General features: G+C 68.8%; 5 protein-coding genes. 2 read left to right on the top strand and 3 right to left on the bottom strand.

Annotated elements, in window-relative coordinates; genetic code table 11:
* The first annotated feature begins 5 nt into the window (after positions 1-5).
* Positions 6-14,498, top strand: a complete 14,493-nt coding sequence (locus NU1_RS20840) for a non-ribosomal peptide synthetase (protein ID WP_067523466.1) — start codon at positions 6-8, stop codon at positions 14,496-14,498.
* Between the two features lie 5 nt (positions 14,499-14,503).
* Here NU1_RS20840 and NU1_RS20845 read toward each other — a convergent pair whose 3' ends face one another.
* Positions 14,504-15,442: a hypothetical protein gene (locus tag NU1_RS20845; RefSeq protein WP_067523467.1), complete on the bottom strand. Its 939-nt coding sequence runs from the start codon at positions 15,440-15,442 to the stop codon at positions 14,504-14,506.
* A 256-nt stretch (positions 15,443-15,698) separates the two neighbouring features.
* Between NU1_RS20845 and NU1_RS20850 the strand changes: the two genes are divergently transcribed.
* Positions 15,699-17,135 carry a molybdopterin-dependent oxidoreductase gene (locus NU1_RS20850; protein WP_067523468.1) on the top strand — a complete coding sequence of 479 codons (1,437 nt, stop codon included), beginning with the start codon at positions 15,699-15,701 and terminating at the stop codon, positions 17,133-17,135.
* A gap of 36 nt (positions 17,136-17,171) precedes the next feature.
* Here the strand turns inward: NU1_RS20850 and NU1_RS20855 are convergent, their stop codons facing one another.
* Together NU1_RS20855 and NU1_RS20865 are read right to left on the bottom strand one after the other, a co-directional pair.
* Positions 17,172-17,612 (bottom strand): DUF6247 family protein, encoded by a 441-nt coding sequence (locus tag NU1_RS20855; protein ID WP_067523469.1) that lies wholly within the window; start codon positions 17,610-17,612, stop codon positions 17,172-17,174.
* A 297-nt stretch (positions 17,613-17,909) separates the two neighbouring features.
* Positions 17,910-19,922 (bottom strand): TPM domain-containing protein, encoded by a 2,013-nt coding sequence (locus NU1_RS20865; RefSeq protein WP_067523471.1) that lies wholly within the window; start codon positions 19,920-19,922, stop codon positions 17,910-17,912.
* Positions 19,923-19,951 lie beyond the last annotated feature (29 nt).

Consider the following 19,951-nt stretch of genomic DNA (forward strand, 5'->3'; position numbering starts at 1 on the left):
CGGTCATGACCCGCGAACTCGCGGCGGAGGCCACCGCCACCGTCTTTCCGCTCTCACCCGCGCAGGCAGGCATGTGGTATGCGCAGCAACTGGATCCGAGTGTGCCGCTATCGGAGGCCCAGTACATCGAGATGCGCGGGCCGCTGGATACCGCGGCGCTGCGCCGCGCCGCGGTGATCGCGGCGCGTGAATTCGGTTCCGGCATCCTACGACTCGTGGAAATCGAGGGTCGGCCGTACCAGGTCGTCGATCCGAATCTCGAAGCGGTCGTGGGGTTCCTCGACTTCTCCGGACGACCGGATCCGATTGCGGCGGCGCTGGATTGGATGCGCGCCGATATCGCCGAACCCGTCGATCTGCTCGGCGATCGGGCCGGGGTGTCGGTGGTGATTCGGGTCGGTGTGGACCATCACCTGTGGTACTCGCGGATGCACCACATTCTGCTCGACGGGTTCGGTTCGGTCACCATGCTGTACCGGGTCGCGGAACTCTACAACGCGAGGGTGCGCGGCGAATCGCCACCGCCGGGGACCGCCGCCTCGCTATTGGAGGTGCACGAGGCCGAAGTGGCGTACCGGAATTCGAGCCGGTATCGCAGCGATGAACGGTATTGGCGGGAGATAGTCACCGGGATGCCGGAGCGGTGCTCGCTGGTCGCGGCCACCGCACCGGCCTGCGCGCTGGCGCGCGAGCAGCGCACTGAACTGGAGCCGGAGAACGCCGCGCGTCTCGACCGCGCCGCGCGCCGGTTCGAAACCAGTTCCGCCACCGTGGTGATGGCCGCCGTCGCGCTCTACTACGCGCGGCTCACCGCCATGGACGAGGTGGTACTGAATCTGCCGGTCTCCGGCCGCACCACCGCGCTACTGCGCCGCTCCGGCGGCATGATCGCCAATGTGGTGCCGCTGCGGGTACGGGTGCCGCGTGACGGCTGTGTGGGCGATGTGATGGACGCGCTGCGGGTGGCGGCGTCGGGGGCCCTGCGGCATCAGCGATTCCGGTACGAGGATATGCGCGACGGGGCCGAGGATCAGCCCGAATTCGGCCGCGGATTCGTCGGTCCGGTCATCAATATCATGCTGTTTCCGAGCGGGATCGATTTCGATGGTCTCGAGGCGGGTCTGAATGTGGTCACCTCGGGGCCGATCGAGGACCTGTTCGTCAACTTCTATCAGCACGGGGCCGCAGCGCCGATCCATGTGGATTTCGCGGCGAATCCTCGCCTCTACGACGAGGATTCGCTCGGGCGACACCACCGCCGATTCATGACCCTGCTGGATTCATTGCTGGCGGCCGAACCGGAGACGCCGGTGGCGGAGTTGGCGTACCGGACCGCCGAGGATGCTGCGGTGGTCGGCGGAGACTTCGGGGCTGAAGCGCCGACACCTCGACTGCTGCCGGAAATCTTGCGAGCTGGGCTCGACCGCGCGGGACGTAATGGGCTGGCCGTGGTGTCCGAGGAAGGAGAGCTCACCTACGGGGAACTCGACGCAGTATCGGATCGACTGGCATGCACGCTGATCGATGCCGGTCGCGAGGCCGGAGTGGCCGTGGGTCCGGAATCGGCTGTGCTGCTGGCATTGCCGCGCTCGGTCGCGATGGTCGCGGCGATCTGGGCGGTGGCCGAGACCGGCGCGGCATTCGTGCCGCTCGGAACGGCACTGCCCGCCGAGCGGGTCGCGCGGATCGCGGGGGAGTGCGGTGCGCGGATCGGGATCACCGTGGCGGGCAATGCTGCCGAACTACCGGATTCGGTGCGCTGGCTGGAACTCGACGCGCATTCCGCGGCGGTGCGGGATCGGATCGTTTCGGAGCCGGGCAGGCGACGCGTGCCGGACGAGCCGGAGCGGTTGGGGCCGGATCGGACCGAACAGGTGGTGCCGGCAGATCCGGTGTCGCCGGACTATCCGGAGCGGATTCTATCGGAGCCGGAGGATTCCCGGCTGACCGCAGCGCCCGGGTCGGCCTCCAGATCTGGTGCGCGGCTGGAGAATCCGGCATACATCGTGTTCACCTCCGGATCCACCGGTGTGCCGAAAGGTGTGGTGGTTACCCATCGAGGGCTGTCGGGATTGGCCGCGGCGATCGTGGACGCGTATGACGTCGCACCCGGATCGCGGGTATTGCAGTCCCTCAACCCGAGTTTCGATGCCGCCACTCTCGAATGGCTACAGGCGTTCGCGTCGGGGGCGACGCTGGTGGTTACCGATACCGATCCGGTCATCGGTGCGGATATGGCGCGCATTGTGCGCGAATACGGTGTGACCCAGCTATGTTCGACGCCCGCCGTCCTGGCGACGCTGGAACCGGATGCGCTCGATGGCGTGCGGGCGGTGTCCACCGGTGGGGAGCCTTGTCCGCCGGAACTGGTGGCGCGCTTCGGTCCCGGGCGGCGACTGCTGAATTCGTATGGACCCAGTGAGACGACGGTGGCGGTGACCTACACCGGCGGGTTGCTACCCGGAGTGCGGGCCGGAATCGGGGATCCGGTCCCGGGGGCGGGGATGCTGGTGCTCGACCGCTTCCTGCGACCGGTGCCCGTGGGTGCGGTCGGCGAGCTGTATGTAGCCGGTCCGGGTGTGGCGCGCGGATATATCGGGCGGCCCGGGCTCACCGCCCAGCGGTTCGTGGCCACCGCGTCCGGTGGTCGGATGTACCGCACCGGAGATCTCGTCCGGTGGACCGGCTCGAAGGTGCTGGAGTATGTGGGTCGCAGCGACTTTCAGGTGAAGCTCCGCGGGATGCGTATCGAGCTCGGTGAGATCGACGCCGTACTGAGCACTCATCCGACGGTGGAGATCGCGGTGACGGTCGCGCGGTCCGTCGGTGCGGCCACGGCGCTGGCCGCCTACGTGGTGCCGGTGGCGGGGGCTCATATCGATGAGCCCGAACTGCTCGAACACGCCGCTCGGCGGCTTCCGCCGTACATGGTGCCCGCCACCGTGACCGTGCTGGGCGCACTGCCGCTCACCGGCAATGGCAAGGTGGATCGGGCCGCCCTTCCGGAACCTGTTATCGCGCAACCGGTTCGCCAGGGCAGCACCGAAGCGGAACGGTTGCTGTGCGACCTGTTCACCGAGGTGCTCGGCAGCTCGCAGGTGGGCCCGGACTCCTCCTTCTTCGCACTCGGCGGCGACTCCATCATGGCCATCGGCCTGGTGTCGCGGGCCCGTGCCGCCGGACTGGTGTTCTCGGCGCGGGACGTCTTCGAACACCGCACTCCCGCCGCCCTGGCCCTGGCTGCTCGGCGCGAGTCCGTTGGCCCGCGAAGACTTCCGGAACTGCCCGGCGGCGGCATCGGCCGGATGCCACTCACCCCCATTGCCGCCTGGCTGCTCGGCCGCCCCGGCTGGGAGCAGTTCGCCCAATCGATGGTGGTGCGTTTGCCCATCGGAATCGAACAGGCGGCGCTGGTTCGCACCGTGCGGGGTCTCCTCGACCGCCACGACATGCTGCGCGCCCGCGTGATCCGCACGCCCTACGGCGCGCAACTCGAGGTTCCGCCACCACATGTCGTCGACACCGAAGCCCTACTGACCCGCATCGCCTGCGAGAGCCCCGACGAATCCGTCGACCACGAACTGGCCGCCGCCGTCGCCCGCCTCGCCCCGCTCGACGGCCGCATGCTCGCCCTGACCTGGTTGGACCCCGGTCCCGCGACACCTGGACGTATGATCGTGGCCGTCCACCACCTCGCCTGCGACGCGATTTCCTGGCGCATCCTGCTCCCGGATCTCATGGCCGCCTGGACCCAGACCTGCACCGGCCACACCGCGACGCTGCCCAAGGTGAGTACGTCGATGCGGACGTGGTCGCACGCACTGCACGGCCTCGTCGCGGATCGGGCACCGGCGGTCGACGCGGATGCCGCGGTGAGCCCGCAGCCATGGCAGACCGACGGGGACGTCGCGGCTGTGCACTCTGCGGCAGGCGATTCGGGTACGGATGGTCCCGACCCGCGCGAGCTCTCGGGCCGACCACAGTCGGCAGCCGATGTGGCGGAGGACTTCGGCGAGCGATTCGGGGATGTGGCGTACTGGCGGGAGACCTTGGCGGCCGATCCGGTGTTGGGGTGGCGGCGGATCGATCCCGAGGTGGATGCGTACGGGACCGCTGGGCGGGTCGAGGTGGAAATACCGGAGGCGGTGACTGCGGTGCTGTTGGAGCGCACTGCCGAGGTCTACCGGTGCGGTGTGGAGGAAGTGCTGCTGGCCGGGTTGGTATTGGCCCTGGGCCGGTGGCGTTCTCGTCATGGGTTACCCGATACGGACACCGTGGTGACCGTGGAGCGGCATGGTCGCGATGAGGGCGTGGTGCCCGGGGCCGATTTGTCGCGGACCGTCGGATGGTTCACGCAGCAGGTACCGGTGCGGATCGGTCCGGCCGTGGAATCCGCTGCGGCGGTCGTCAAGACGGTGAAGGAGCAGCTGCGGGCGGTGCCCTCGGGCGGGGTGGGGTACGGGCTGCTGCGGTATCCGGGTGGGGCGGCGGAGCTGGCGGATATGCCGGAGCCGCAGGTCGGGTTCAACTATCTCGGGCAGATACCGGGGGAGGCGGTGGCGGCCGACTGGATGCCGGTGGGAATGGCGGATCGACTGGGTGGTCACGCCCACCCGAGTATGCCGCTCGCCGCCGTGATTTCGGTGGATGCCGCGGCCATGGTGGCCGAGCGGGGAACCCGGCTCCATGCGGTCTGGCAGTACGCGAGCGCGGCCATCGACGGTGGCGCGGTGGATGAGATTGCCCGGGAATGGGTTTCGGCCGTTTCCGAGATCGCGGACCTGCTCAGCGCACCGGATGCGGGTGGATTCACGCCCAGCGATCTGCCTTTGGTGGCCGTTACGCAGGACGAGATCGATGCCTGGGAGGCTCGTTTCGGTCGCCTCGCCGAGGTGTGGCCGCTCACTCCGCTGCAGCGCGGCCTGTTGTTCCAGGCGCAGCTGTCGCCCGGTGGGTTGGACGGCTACTCCGTGCAGGCGGTGATCGATGTCGAAGCCGAGATGGACGTCGACCGGCTGACCGCGGCAGCCACCGCCCTGGTGCGCCGCCATTCGGCATTGCGGGCGGCATTCGTACAGAACGCGGATACCGCTGCACAGCTGATTGTTTCGGAGGCGGACGTGTCGTGCGACTACCTCGAGGCATACGGGGCCAACGAAGCCGAACTCGACGATATGGCTGCGGGACAACTGCGTACCCCGTTCGCGGTGGACAATCCGCCGCTGATTCGGTTCGCCTGTATCGCGGTGGCGCCGAATCGCTTCCGGCTCGTCATCACCAACCACCATTTGATTCTCGATGGCTGGTCCATGCCATTGCTGTTCGGTGAACTGGTCGCCCTGTACGAAACCGGTGGGCAGGAAGCCGGATTCGCCGATCCGGTCCCGCCGCGCCACTATCTGGAATGGCTGTCGCGCCGCGATCTCGACCCCGCCCGCGCGGCCTGGTCGGCGGCACTCGCCGGACTGGACGGCCCGACCCTGGCCGCGCCGGGCGCACCGCGCGCCGATGCGGCCGCTGCCGCCGTCGCACACGAGGTGGCACTACCTGACGGGCTCGCCGAACGGCTGCGACACGTGGCCGCCACCCGCGAGGTCACCGTCAACACCATGGTGCAGGTGGCGTGGGCGCTGCTGCTGGCCGAATTGACCGGCGACACCGATATCGTCTTCGGCGCCACCGTATCCGGCCGTCCGCCCGAACTACCGGATGCGGACCGCATGATCGGCATGCTGGTCAATACCGTCCCGATTCGAATCACCCTGGACCCGGCCGAATCCGCCACCGACCTGATCACCCGCGTACAGGCCGAGCAGAGCGCCCTCGCCGAACACCATATTCTCGGCCTGGACGAGATCCAGGCGCTCGCGGGCCTCGGACCGCTGTTCGATACCGCGACCGTCTACGAGTCCTACCCGGTCGACGCGGAAGCCCTCAGCGCCGCGACCCAGCGGGCGCGCCTGCGGGTCACCGGCGTGCGCGGCTACGACGGCACCCACTATCCGCTGGCGCTCGCCGCCTACGCGGGCGACGGCCTACGTCTCGTACTCAGCCGCTCGCCACGGTATTTCGATGCGGCACAGGCAGAATCGATGACCGACCGCCTGGCGCGCATCCTGACCACGCTCGCGGGCGATACGAATCCGCGCATTGCCGAAGTGCGCGGCGTCGAACCCGATACCACCAGCGCAGGCTGGTTCGGCCCCGCCGGCCGCCGGCCCCGCCTCCTGCCGGACCTGCTCACCGCTGCGGGGCGACGTCATGCGGTTGCGGTGACCATGGCCGGTGGGGCTGGGAAGCGGTATGGCGCTTCTCAGTTCGTGGCCGGGGCTGTCAAGCCTGAGGGTGGGGCGTCGGTGCCACGGCGAGGACCGGCCGATGTGGCGGAGGCCGAGCATGGGGTTTCCGGGTTCGTGTCCAGTGCGGCGGGGGCACAGCGCGGCACGGCCGAGGTCGATGCCGGTGGGGCTGAGCCGCGGCGTGCCATAACCGAGTCTCCGGCTGATGAGACAGAGACTCGGGGTGGGGTTGCGGAGTCCGTGACCGGTGCGGGGGGCGCGCAGGGTGGCATCGCCGAGATCAAGGACGGTGGGCAAGCGTCGCGGCGTGACACCGCGGAGTTCATCGCCGGTAGGACGGATGAATGGGCTGTCGAGGCTGTCACCGGCGCGCCGTCGGTGCGACATCGTGCTGCCGAGTCGACCAGCGCCCTCCCGGCCATCCTGAGTTATGCCGAGCTCGACGAGGTGTCAAACCGTTTGGCGCGGAGGTTGATTCGGGACGGGGCCGGGCCGGAGCGGGCAGTGCTGCTGGCGCTGCCACGGTCGGTGGACTACATGGTGGCGCTCTGGGCGATCGCCAAGGCGGGGGCCGCGTTTGTTCCGGTCGATACCGCGCAACCGGCCGCGCGGCTCGCCGCTATTGCCGCCGAATGTGGTGCGACTCTGGGGGTCAGCGCCGAGTATGTGAGTTCGGAGCTTCCGGAATCGGTGTCGTGGCTGCGGCTCGATTCTCCGCAGAGGGTGTCCGAGGTGGCTGCGATGTCCGGTGCTCCGGTGGCCGATGCCGACCGGCTCGCACCGCTGCGTTCCGAGCACGCGGCGTATGTGGTGTTCACTTCCGGTTCCACCGGAACTCCGAAGGGCGTGGTGGTAACCCACGCCGGGTTGGCGAATCTTGCGGCGGCCGTGGTCTTCCGGGGACGGCTCGGTCGGGATGCGCGCGTGCTGCACTGTGTGAACCCGAGCTTCGATGCGTCGATTCTGGTGTGGTTGGGGGCCTTCGCCTCCGGCGCGACGCTCGTCATAGCGCCGCCGGAAGCCAATGCCGGTACTGAGTTGGCTACCGCGATCGAGGTGGGTGCGCCGACCCACATCGTCTGTACCCCGAGCGTTTTGGCGACATTGCGGGCCGAACAGCTGCGTGGGGTGGAAGCGGCGGTGATCGGTGGGGAAACCTGCCCGCCGACCGTGATTACGCGACTGGGTGCCGACCGGATACTGGTGAACTCCTACGGCCCGGCGGAGACCACCGTGGCGGCGACCTTCGGCGATCCGATGACACCGGATACGGCCACGGTGCTCGGTGCACCCGTGGCGGGTGCGGCCCTGCTGGTATTGGATCGCTGGCTGCGTCCGGTGCCGGTGGGAGCCATGGGTGAGCTCTACATTCGGGGACCCGGCCTGGCGCGCGGATACGCCGGGCGCACAGCGCTTTCCGCGAGTTGCTTCGTCGCCGACCCCTTCGCGGTGGGACGGCGGATGTACCGCACCGGCGACCTGGTGCGGCGCACGGCCCCCGAAATACTGGAGTACCTGGGCCGCAGCGATTCCCAGGTGAAGGTGCGTGGAATCCGGGTGGAGCCGGGCGAAGTCGACGCCGTGCTGGTGCGGCATCCGGGGGTCGAGCTGGCGGTGACGGTGGCGCGCCGCAATCGCGCGGGCACAATCGCGCTCTCCTCGTATGTGACCGCGAAAGCCGGTGCGCGACTCGCTATTACGGAGTTGACCGGATGGTTGTCGGCTCGGCTACCGCGCTATTTGATCCCGTCGAGTATCAGCCTGCTGGTCGATCTGCCGCGCACTCGAACCGGGAAGATCGACCTGCGTGCCCTGCCCGAACCGGAGACCCTCCAGGCCGACTATGTGGTGCCCACCGGTCTCGAGATCGTGATCGCCGACGTATTCGCCGAGGTCCTGCACGCCGACCGGGTCGGTGCCCGCCACGACTTCTTCACCCTCGGTGGCGATTCCCTCAGCGCGGCCCGGGCGGCGGCCCGCCTGAGTGCCGCCCTGCACACCACGGTCCCCGTGCGCACCCTGTTCGACGCCCCCATGGTGGCCGACCTGGCGCAACGCCTGGACGCCGCCGCGATCACCGCATCCCGTCCACCGCTGGTCCGCGCCGCGCGCCCCGACCGGATACCGCTCTCGCCCGCCCAGCAGCGCATGTGGTTCGTCAACCGCTACGACCCGACCTCCCCGGCCTACAACATTCCGACGGCCCTACACCTCTCCGGCCACCTCGACCCGCACGCCCTCCGCGCCGCCTGCTACGACGTACTCGAGCGGCACGAATCGCTGCGCACCGTCTACCCCGAGATCGACGGCACGGGCGTCCAACGCGTCCTCCCGGCCGATTCGGTACCCCTCGACCTGGATCCCATCCCGGTGACCCCGGACCGGGTAGCGGAGGCTGTGGGCCGAGTGGTCGGCACCGCATTCGATGTCACGACGGCGGTTCCGCTGCGACTGCGACTGTTCCGAATCGCCGCGGGCGAGCGCGCGTCGCGGGCTGAGGCGGTGGATGGTAGCGGTTTCGGCACGGGCGTAGCGGATGGTGGGGGTCCGCGCGGGGACGTGGTGGATCGCGGCGGCGCCCACGCTTACGGGGCGGTGGAGGGTTTCCACACGGACGGGGTGGAGGGTTCCTACGCGGGCGCGGTGGCGGGGGGTTCTCATGCGGATGTGGTGGATCGCGGCGGCGCCCACGCTCACGCGGTGGTGGAGGGTCTCCACACGGACGCCGCGGCGGAGGCTTCGCACCCGGACGCGGTGGGTGGTGGCGGCTTCCACGAGGGCGCGGTGAATGACGGGGTCGAGACGACGTACTCGGGCGGAGCTGCGACCGATGCCTCTACCGCCGGTCAGGGCGGAAATAGCTGTGCCGCTGATGAATACGTGCTCGTGGTCGTCGCGCACCATATCGCCCTCGACGGCTTCTCCATGGCTCCGCTGGTGCGGGATGTGGCCACCGCCTATGCGGCGCGGGTGGTTGGTGGTGCTCCGGAGTGGGAGCCGTTGCCGGTGCAGTACGCGGACTATGCGCTGTGGCAGCAGGCTCGGCTCGGGAATGCCGATGACTCCGATTCGGTTTCGGCGCAGCAGCTTCGGTACTGGGTGCGGACCCTCGCCGATACGCCGGACCAATTGGATCTGCCGACCGATCGGCCGCGACCGGCCCATGCCTCGCATCGGGCGGCGGAGGTGTCCGACCGGATCGAGGGTGAGTTGGTGGCCGCCATCGACCGGTGTGCGCGTACGCATCGGGCGACGCCGTTCATGGTGCTGCACGCCGCGCTGGCAGTGCTGTTGGCTCGTCTGAGCGGCAGCGGGGATGTGGTGGTCGGTACGCCGATCGCCGGACGCGGTGCGGCCGAACTCGATGACCTCGTCGGCATGTTCGTCAATACGCTGGTGTTGCGCACCGATATTCGGGCCGCCGAGGGGTTCGGCGATCTACTCGACCGAGTGCGTCGCACCGACCTGGATGCCTTCGCACACGCCGACCTACCATTCGAGCGTCTCGTCGAGGAACTCGCGCCCGCACGCTCGGCGGCCCGGCATCCCATCGTGCAGGCCATGCTGGTATTCCAGAACCTGACGCACCCGGAATTCACCCTCCCCGCCCTCACCGTCGCACCCCTGGAACTGCCTCAGACCACCAGTCGATTCGACCTGAGCCTCACCGTCTCAGGCGACGCCGACGGTATAGAACTACGCTGCGCCTTCGCCACCGATCTGTTCGACGCCGACACCATGCGGCTCCTGCTGCGCCGCCTGGTGGGCCTGCTCACCGCCGTGACCACCGACCAGACCCGACCGGTGGGCGATATCGACCTGCGCACCGAGGCCGAGCGCACCCGCCCGGGTGAACCCGCCCGCCCCGTCGCCGCACCGCGCCTACTGGCCGACCTCATGGCCGATGCGGTCGCCGCCGCGCCGGAGCGGGTCGCGGTGGTGTGCGGTGATCGCCGACTCACATACCGTGACCTCGACACTCGCGCGGAACTGCTGGCGCGGCAATTGATCCACGCCGGAGCCGGGCCGGAAACCCTGGTAGCCGTGGGTATCCCACGCTCCATCGAATCGGTGCTGGCAGTATGGGCGATCACCCGCACCGGTGCCGCCTTCGTCCCCGTGGACCCGGCATATCCGCCGAATCGCATAGCTCACATTGCCGAGGTATCCGGCGTAGAGCTCGGCCTCACCGTGCACGCGCAGCGAGATCGCCTGCCCGACAGCGTGCACTGGTGGACCCTGGACGACGCGGTACCGCAACGCCCGCCTTCGGCTCCGCCGCATGAGTCGAGCGTGCAGGGTCGATCCGTTCGGTCCACCTCGGCCGGGCGGCAGGCGCGCCCGGAGAATCCGGCCTACGTCATGTTCACCTCCGGCTCCACAGGTGCACCCAAGGGCGTCGTAGTCACCCACACTGGGTTGGCGAATCTTGCGGTGGCGCAGCGTGATCGGGACGGTCTTACCGCTGAGTCCCGAGTGCTGCACGTCGCCTCGCCGAGTTTCGATGCCTCTGTGCTGGAACTGGTGATGGCGGTGAGCGCGGCAAGCTGTCTGGTGGTGGCTCCGCCGACGGTATTCGCCGGTCGAGAACTCGCGGATCTCCTCGCCCGAGAGCGGGTGTCGCACATCGCGCTCACGCCGTCGGCGCTGAGCACGGTGGATCCTGCCGGGCTCGATGATGTGCGCATGGTCATTACCGGCGGCGAACCCTGCCCACCCGACCTGGTTGCCGCCTGGGCCGCGCCGAATCGGCTGCACTTCAACGACTATGGGCCGACCGAGAGCACAGTGTGGGCCACCGGTAGCGCGGCGCTGCGGCCCGGCGACCCCATAACCATCGGCTCGCCCGCACCCGGTGTGCGTGCCCTGGTCCTCGACGAACGACTTCTCCCCGTCCCCGACGGGGTGGTCGGTGAACTGTATCTGGCCGGAATCGCCCTAGCCCGAGGCTATTTCGGACGCGGGGATCTCACTGCCGCCCGTTTTGTGGCCGATCCGTACGGCCCGCCCGGGCAGCGCATGTACCGCACCGGCGATCTGGTGCGCTGCCGTGGCGTGGACCTGGAGTATCTGGGACGCACCGACAATCAGGTAAAGCTGCGTGGGCTGCGCATAGAACTCGGTGAGGTGGAATCCGCCCTCACGGCCGATCCTGCGGTCGCGCGCGCGGTCGCCGTCATTCGTGACGACAGTCGCGGCGGGGACATGCTCGTCGCCTACGTCGTCCCGGCCGCAACCTCGGAGCCCGCGGGCGCGGTGTCCGACGGCGGGGCATCCGACGGCGGGGCACCGGAGGGCCGGGCGTCGGATGGGCATGTATCGGACGGGCGCGCGTCGGAGGGCCGGCCGCTGGATCCGCTGCGCCTGCGGAAGTCCATCGCGCGACGACTCCCGTCCTACATGGTGCCGTCGGCCATCGTGGTGCTGAACACCCTGCCGCACACCGCCAACGGCAAGTTGGATCTCGCCGCACTGCCCGCTCCGGAATCCGCCGTCACCGTGCATCGCACTCCGGAAACACCTGCCGAACAGGCGGTGGCCGCCGCCTTCGCCGAAGTCCTCGAGATCGACCGGGTCTGGCTGGACGACGACTTCTTCGCCCTCGGCGGCAATTCCCTCATCGGCACCCGCGTAGTCGCCCGCCTCGGAGCGGCCCTGGGCACCACCGTCCCGGTGCGAGCGCTGTTCGACGCACCGACAGTGGCGGATCTGGCCGAACTCATTACCTCCGGTGCGGCTACCGACCGTCCGCGTCCCGGCCCGCGCCCGCGCCCGGACCGCATTCCACTGTCGGCGGCACAGCAGCGCATGTGGTTCCTCAACCGCTACGACCCGGGCTCACCCGCCTACAACATTCCGGGAGCCTTCGAGATCGAAGGGGCACTCGATATTCCGGCCCTCCGTGCCGCCGTCGACGATGTTGTCGCCAGACACGAAACGTTGCGGACGGTCTACCCGACCGGCCCCGACGGATTGCCCTATCAGCACATCCTGCCCGCGGTCGCGGGAGCGACACCGATCATCGAGCGCGATGTCCGGCCCGAGGAGATCGGCACGGTTCTCACTGCGGAACTGTCGCGCGGCTTCGACCTGACCCGCGAAACACCCCTGCGCATCGGGCTATTGCACATAGCTCCGCAGCGCACCGTGCTGGCCATGGCGGTACATCACATTGCCGCCGACGGCTGGTCCATGACACCGCTCGCACGAGATGTGATGGTTGCGTTCGCTTCCCGCGCGGCCGGTAGTCCACCGCAGTGGACGCCGCTCCCGCTGCAATACGCCGACTACGCCCTGTGGCAACGTGAACTCCTCGGCTCCTGCGATAATCCGGACAGTCTCGCGCACCAGCAGCTGCAATTCTGGCGCACTACCCTCGACGGCCTGCCGGAGCTGCACGCACTGCCCACCGATCGCCCGCGCCCACCGCTTCCCTCGGGCATTGGCGACAGCGTTTCCTTCACCATCCCCGCCGCGGTGCACGACCGCGTGCAGGTGCTGGCGCGAGCGCACGGGGCCAGCCCATTCATGGTGGCGCACACCGCCCTCGCGATCCTGCTGGCCCGGCGCTCCGGCAGCACCGATATCGCCATCGGGTCGGTGGTGGCGGGCCGCGGTGACGACGAACTCGACGATCTCGTCGGCATGTTCGTCAACACCGTGGTGCTGCGCTCACACCTCGACCCGGCCGCGACAGTCGCCGCCACCCTCGCCGCCACCCGCCAAGCCGATCTCGCCGCCTACGGCAATCTCGACCTGCCGTTCGAAAAGCTGGTGGACGCCCTCGCCCCCACCCGCGACACCTCGCACCACCCGCTGTTCCAGGTGCTGCTGGCCTTCCAGAATCTGCCGCTGGAGCCAACCAGGTTGCCCGGTATGGCGATCCGCCCCCTGAAGACCGCCGCTCCCGGCGCCAAGTTCGACCTGGAATGGATGCTGGCCGAACAGTTCGATTCCGGTGGGGAACCAGCGGGAATTACCGGTTCCCTCATCTTCGCCAGCGACCTCTTCGACCGCGCCACCGCACAGGCCATGGCGGACAGCTTCATTCGCTACCTCGACGCCGCCACCGCCGCACCGGATTCCACCATCGCGGCGCTCACGGACTGGACGGCGCCCACCACGCCCGCCGATAGACCGAAGGTGCGTGGCCATGTCGAGCCCGCTCCACGCCGTGCCTACCGCGCCCCACGCACCGACCTCGAACGCGCGGTCGCCTCCGCCTTCGAAACCGTGCTCGACCACCCCCGAATCGGCGTGGACGACAACTTCTTCGACCTCGGCGGTAACTCCATGGCCGCGGTCCAATTGGCCGAACGGATCCGAGAACGCACCGGCAGCCCCGTCCCGCTGCAATGGATGTTCATCGAACCCACCCCCGCCGCGCTCGCCCGCCGAATCACCGACGGTGAACAGGAATTCGGCGTCGACCCGGCCTTGCGCGTCCTGCTGCCCATCCGCCCGACCGGAGCCGAGCCGCCCCTGTTCTGCATTCACCCCGCGGTCGGGTTGGCCTGGGGCTATACGGGATTGGTGCGGCATATCGATGCGACGCACCCCGTGTATGGACTCCAATCGCCGGGCGTCACCGATGGCGGCGACCCCGACCGCACCGTGCGCGAACTCGCGACCCGCTACGCCGACGAAATCCAACAGGTCCAACCGCACGGCCCCTACCACCTGCTCGGCTACTCGGCAGGCGGCCCACTCGCACACGCCGTGGCCGTCGAATTGCGCCGTCGCCGCGAACCGGTCCCCGCACTGGTCATGCTGGACGCGCGCGCCGACATCGACTTCACCGACGATCAGATTCCCACTCCCGAACTGCTGCTCGCCGAATTCGGCGGTGTCGAAATACCGGTGGGGGAAAGTGAATTGACCGCCGCGCGAGCCGTCGAGCTACTGTGCTCGGTCACCGGCGCCGCGAGCACCTTGACCGCCGTAGACCTCGAACACCTCTACAGCGACCTCGGACACCTGGTGCGCCAGATCGCCGACCATCGCCCCGAGGTCTTCGACGGCGATCTCCTCTTCTTCACGGCAGCCGGAGGTCCGGCGGAACCCAATGTCGCTACCTGGATTCCGTATATCGGCGGTGAAATCGAGGAACGCCGAGTGGATTTCGGCCACAATCAACTCATTACGCCGCAGGCCTTGGAAGTCGTGGGCCCACGGGTGAATGCGTACCTGACCCGGTAACCGGCCTACTCGCCCTCGTCGAACTCGTCATCGTCGTCGTGGTGATGGAACGATGCGATACTTCCCTCGGTCACGCCGACGCCATGGACGCTGAACTCGCCGAACGGTGAGCCGGGGCGCCCCGCCCGGAAACATGCGTCACCGGGCGATCGGAAACCGAACTCCCGCGCCAACTCGACGGCCAGCCGTGCGGCATGCGCCCCGCGCTCGGGTGGCAGCGGACGCACCCAGCGCCACTGTCCGCCCACCATCGGGACGAATCCGTGGCCCGCGAGCCAGCTCCGGTCAATGGTCGCACCGTCCAGATACACACTGATCCCGTCGATGCGCTGCTCGATCTGCACGATGCGCGGATCGTCCCAGTGCGTGCAGCCGTGCGGAGCGAGACTGATCCGCAGCGTGTCCGGCTCGTCGTAGACGGCATTGTCGCCGACGCCGAAATACCGCATGCCGAGATAGATATCGTGCAGCGTCGCCCCGAACCCCTCCGCTACCTGATCCCAGGATTCCGTTGTCGCGGTGAACCATTCGCCGGGGAAGTCCCTGCGCTGCTCATAGCCGCCACCGAGCCAGGTGTAGGGCGCGTTCGCCACACCGAGTGCACCCTTGTCGAAGGTGTTCGACACCGACGCGCCCCAGGCCCGCGCATCCACGATTCGAGCACTCATGGCACCGTGCACATGCACCTTCAGGAGTCGAAACACCCTGTCGCCCCGCCACAGTGCGAATACACCGTGCTCGCCCCCGAAGAGCGATACCGGACCCCATAGTTCTGTGGCGAGAGCCAGATGGTGCCGAAACTCCTCCGGCGATACCGGCCCGTCACCGAGCGGTACCTCTACCCGAAGGACATTCGGATCCGCGCGTCGCAGTACGTCGAAATCGGTCTCGGTCAGCTTCTGCAGCGCGGTGCGGAACCATTCGTCGGTGGTGCTGTCGGCCATGGGGTCTCCCTCTTATGCGCCGCAAACTTACAGCGCGCGCGGCCCGACCGCCTCCGCAACCGATATCTCCCGGGCGTGGTCTGCATCACCGCTACTTCTGCGGGCGAATGCGTACCCGCTCGATGACCGCCCGGCGGGGCCCAGCGACGGGCCAGCAGCGGTCATCGCGATCCGATGACGGCGAATCTTTCGGGGACACCCTCCGGTTGGGGAACAATGGGCCGAGACGACATATCGCGTGGAAGCAGGTTCGGCAGTGTCGAAAAACGGGAAGCGGCTGCTCAGCGCCGCCGCGGTAGGGCTGGGGTCGCTCGGCGCCGGAGAACTGATCGCGGCGAGCCGGGGCGGATCGCTTGTCGACGGTATCGGTCGCGCGGCGGCCGATACCGTACCGGTGGCGGTGGTCGAGGCCGTGGTGGCCAGGGCGGGTGCGCACGATAAGGAGGCCACCCGGTACGGCGTGCTGGCGGCCGGTGTCGCGGCGGCGGCGGGTTTGGCGGCGCTGCCGCAACGTGTGCGCACACCCGCCGCCCTGGCCTTCGGAGCCGGGGCGGGCGCGCTCTCGACGCGACTGCCGAATCGCTCACCGGCAGCGGTCGCGGGCAGCGCGGTCGCCGCGGGACTGCTCAGCCGCGGGTTGCGGCGGCCGCCCGGGGCCGGGCGCGGATTGCTCTGGGCTGCAATGGGTGCCGGAATGTTCGCGGGAGCGGAGACGCTGCTGCGTCGGGCCGATCGGGAGCACCGTGAGCGGGTCGGCCGGGTCGGCCCGATGGGTGCGCACCAGCCGATTCCCGACGATGGTCTCGGGCTCGAACACGGGCTGTCCCCGCTCATCACCTCGGTCGGGAAGTTCTATGTCGCGGATGTGAATTCGCGGCCGCCGCGCATCGATCCGAAGCAGTGGCGGCTCGCTATCACCGGTAAGGTCGCGCACTCGCTGCGCCTGTCGCTCGCGGAATTGGCCGACCAGGCAGAGGAATTCGACGCCGTCATGGTGTGCGTGCACAACACCGCGGGCGCGGGCCGGGCCGGTAATGCCCGGTGGCTGGGTGTGCCGCTGACCAAACTGCTCGACCACGCGCTGCCCGAATCCGGTGCGACCAAACTGGTGACCCGCGCCGTCGACGGCTACACGATCTCGCTGCCGCTGGAACCGTTGCGCTCCGGCGAATGGCCCGCCTACCTGGTCATCGGCATGAACGGTGAACCCCTGCCTCCGGAGCACGGCTTCCCCGCGCGGGTCTTCGTACCCGGCCTCTACGGCCAGTACACGGGCGTGAAATTCCTCGCCGAACTCGAACTCGCCGACGACAGTCATGTCGACTACTGGGTGAAGCGCGGTTGGCCGCGTGAGCCGATCTGGGTGCGCCCGCAGGCGCGGATCGACGTCACGGCCACCGGCAGTCCGGGTTCGGGCAAGTGCACCGTCGCGGGCGTCGCCTGGGCTCCGCCGCACGGTGTCTCGGGCGTCGAGATCCGGATCGACGAAACCGATTGGATTCCGGTCGAACTCGGCGCGGAACTGGCGCCCGCCGCGTGGCGACGCTGGCGCACCATCGTCGACCTGCCACCGGGCGAGCACACCGTGTCCGCCCGGGTCACCAGCCGCTCCGGGGAAGTGCAGGATGCGGCGACTCGCCCACCGTTCCCACTCGGCCCCGGCGGACTGCACACCGTGACCGTCCACGCCTGAGTCCCCGTCAACGGCAGCACACCGCGTGCGGTCGGGCTACAGCCGGGGATCGTTGACCAGGCGGAAGTCGTGCAGATCATCCTTGGTGCCCGCCGCCGTGAAATAGCGCCCCGGCAGTTCGTTGGCGGGCATATCGCAGGCGCGGGCAATGACCGATGCGGGGAGGCGGAGCAGGTCGCGGCCCAGATGCCAGGGCGTGACCAAGCGGGCCTCGTCGCCGAAGAGCAGGACACAGCGGACCGGGACGCGGCCGTCGGGGAGCAGGGCGCGGTCGGCGGTGTGCCGCCACCGCGTCAGCGTCTCGTACAGCCCTGTCAGATCCAGACTTTCGTGGGCTCCCTCGAGGGCGGCGGCATAGTCGCGATCGAACTGCTCGACCTCGGATTCCGCCAGGCAGGTGCGGATCGCGGCAGGGCTGGCGTGGGCGGGTAGCGGGAAGCCGTGCTCGAACTTGGCGTAACCATGCTCGGCTGTCATGAATCCACGCTAAACCCGACCGCCCGTGCGTGCTGCGAATCGGTATGTATCGGATCGGGCGGAACGCCCGTGCGCCGCTGGATTCGCGCTCGCGCGCCGCGAAGGCCAGCGCTCGTCGGAACTGCCGCGGTCGCCGCGATTCGAACCACAGTCGCGGTTACCTCGGTGCCGAAGCTGCCAACGGATCGCGGTGCACGCGAGGACACACCATCGGTTGGGGGCCGGAGCCCGGCGACCGCGAGCTGGAGTGCGCGACGTCCAGCCGCTGGGTGGGGTCGGTCGAGCCGCTGGGCAGGGTCAGAAACGGCCGCCACGGCTGATTCGGCGCGAACCCTGGGAGCCACCGAAGGAACCGGGGCCGAGGCCGCCTCCACCGCCGCGGGAACCACCACCACCGAAACCGCGTCCGCCGCTGCGGTATCCGCTGCCCATCCCACGCATCATGCTCTCGATGAGAATGCCGCCCAGTACCGCGCCGGTTTGCGAACCGCCCGACCTGACGGGTTGGCTGCTGGCCTGCCAGTCATTGACCGCGGCCTGAGCCGTGTGGAGGGCGCGAGTACCGAGTTCTGCTGCGCGCTGGGCCGATTGGAGCGCCTGGTGCGGGTCGCTGGTGGCCAGCTGCTGGGCCTGTTCCAGATTGCGCTGGGCCTCCGCGAGTCGGGTGCGGGGTTCGGCGTCGACGCCGCCACGACGGGTGCTGATGAAGTCGGCAGCGGCATGGATACGACCGCTGGCGGCGGTGATCGCCTGGTCGAGGCGGCGGGCCAGATCCTCGGCGACCAGTTTGCGGTCGGTGGCCGCCGCAATGGCCCGGTCCAGTTCGGTATCGGCGGCCACGGCCTGCTGGAAGGCGCCGAGCGGATTGTTCGCACCGGTGGCGGCGGCCTGATCGAGTGCGGCGCGGGCACCGGCGGTCGCGGTGGCGAGTTCGGTTCCGCCATGGGCGCTGAGGGTTTCGGCGGCGGCGATATCGCGCCGCAGCTCCTCGACAATGCCCGGCAGCCCGGCCCGGGCATCAGCGATATCGGTGGCCGCGGTATCCACGGCGTCCAGGAGTGTCCGCGCGGCGTCGACGGCGGATTCGGCGGCGCGAATGGCCGCCACCGCCGAACCCTGCTGTCCGACCGGCCGCGCCACGGCGGCCCGGCCATCCTCGATACTGCGTTCCGCGAAGGAGATTCGCTCCTGGGCCATGGTCACATTGTCGCGAACCGGGGCTACCGCCGCCGCCGGCTGCTCGCGCACCAGGGCGGCGAGGGTCGCGTCCGAACGCGGCACCCGCGCGGTCAGCTCCACCAGGCCACGGGTCAAACCATCAAGGCGCTCACCGGCGTTGATGAGCAGATTGCGCATGGCATCGAATTCGTCGACCTTGGCGTCGAGTTCGCGATCGGCGCGCCCGCAGGTACTGATCAGGTCCACCAGCATGGTCCGCTGCTGCTCGGGTGTCTCCGGAATGTCGTCGTCGAGCTGCTGCCGGATCGAGAACGCCTTGGCGAGTGCGTTGGTCGCGGCCGACAGGGCGGCGGCGAACGGCGCGGTCGTGGTACCGCCGAATTCGTCGGTGGCCAACCGCAATTCCTCGGTGCTGGTGCGAATCGCGTTATCGGTGTCGACGAGCAGCTCCTTGGAGCGCGCATCGAGCGTCGGCAGCGGCAGACCGGACAGCGTCGCTGTATCGGTGGGATCGATGCCACGAATCCGCTCCAGCTCGGCGCGATCGCGTTGGTCGCGCCGACGCCGTGACCAGAACCACAGCGCGACCACAATCAGCGCCACGACCACCGCGAGCAGCAGCAGTGGCCAGATACCGATTCCCTTGGAGCCGGACATGGCATCCGACAGCCCGTTCGCGGCCGCCAGTCCGGCCCCGGCCCAATCACTATTGCGCAGCCGCGGTTCCACCTTGTCGATGAGTACCGTGTCCAGTTCACTGTCGCTGACCGACTGCGGCAGGGTTCCCGTGAAGGCGTAGGCCCGGTCGTCCACCGCGATCGACAGCAGTACATCCCGATCGCCGAAACTCGACGCCGACGCGGTGCGGTCACCCCACTCGTTCGGATCCAGTCCGGCGAAATCCCGGACATAGACCACCCACAGCCGCTCGCGGTGCTTGTCGTAGAGCGAGTCGACCGCGGCATTCAGCTTGGCTTCCTGCCCGCCCTCGAGCACATTCGCCGTATCGGTGACATACCCGGGCAGTCGCATGGGTTGCTCCGCCATTGCCGGACCCGGTATTCCCGCGAGCAGCGTCAGGGCCAACAACAGGCCGGTCACGAGCAGGGTCTGTCGCTTCGGTAACGCCATGGGTCGAATCTATCCGCACGGAAGGAGTG

Source organism: Nocardia uniformis NBRC 13702, from assembly GCF_001613345.1.
In the GTDB taxonomy this organism is placed as follows: domain Bacteria; phylum Actinomycetota; class Actinomycetes; order Mycobacteriales; family Mycobacteriaceae; genus Nocardia; species Nocardia uniformis.

What these genes read in the sequence shown, in the direction of transcription:
- NU1_RS20840 (WP_067523466.1), top strand. Translation starts at nt 6, where the DNA reads ATGACCCGCGAACTCGCGGCGGAGGCCACCGCCACCGTCTTTCCGCTC.
- NU1_RS20855 (WP_067523469.1), bottom strand. Translation starts at nt 17,612, where the DNA reads ATGACAGCCGAGCATGGTTACGCCAAGTTCGAGCACGGCTTCCCGCTA.
- NU1_RS20865 (WP_067523471.1), bottom strand. Translation starts at nt 19,922, where the DNA reads ATGGCGTTACCGAAGCGACAGACCCTGCTCGTGACCGGCCTGTTGTTG.
- NU1_RS20845 (WP_067523467.1), bottom strand. Translation starts at nt 15,442, where the DNA reads ATGGCCGACAGCACCACCGACGAATGGTTCCGCACCGCGCTGCAGAAG.